Annotated in this window: 1 pseudogene; it reads right to left on the bottom strand. The window is 70.2% G+C overall.

Annotated features, from left to right (window positions below):
* Positions 1-524 (bottom strand): annotated as a pseudogene (locus tag IEY86_RS36095) (IS256 family transposase); the annotation flags it as partial.

Below are 524 nucleotides of genomic sequence, written 5' to 3'. Positions count from 1 at the left end.
GGCGCCCTCGCCGCCGTCCCCGGCCCACGGGCCCGGGATCTCCCGCCGGCCCTCGGTCGTGACCGCGGGGGCAACGTGGATGGGCCGGCTGGCCACGGCACCGTCGCGGATCTTCACGTGGATGGCGTCGATGAAGACCGCCGGACAGACGACGTCGAGGGGGCGGTTCTGCCATTCGGCCGTGCCCTGCAGGACCTTGCCGGTGATGGTGGAGATCGTCTGCCGGGAGACGTCGGGGCCATGGACCTCCGCCAGGTGGGCCTGCACCTCGCCGGTGGTCAAACCCTTCGCGGCCAGTGAAATCACCATCTCCTCCACGCCGCTCGGGGGTTTCTGCCGCTTCTTGACGATCTTCGGCTCGAAGGAGCCCTCCCGGTCCCGGGGCACGGGCATCTCCACCGGTCCCACGTCTGTCAGCACGGTCTTGGAGCGTTTGCCGTTGCGGGGGTTGCCACCGTTCCCGCCCGCCGGATCATGCCTGCCGCAGCCGAGTATGATCGGTGATCTCGCCCTCCAGGGCGGAC

This window comes from Wenjunlia tyrosinilytica, assembly GCF_014646055.1.
Taxonomy (GTDB): domain Bacteria; phylum Actinomycetota; class Actinomycetes; order Streptomycetales; family Streptomycetaceae; genus Wenjunlia; species Wenjunlia tyrosinilytica.
The sequence above is the reverse complement of the archived record's forward strand: the minus strand, read 5'-3'. Positions and strand labels throughout refer to the sequence as shown.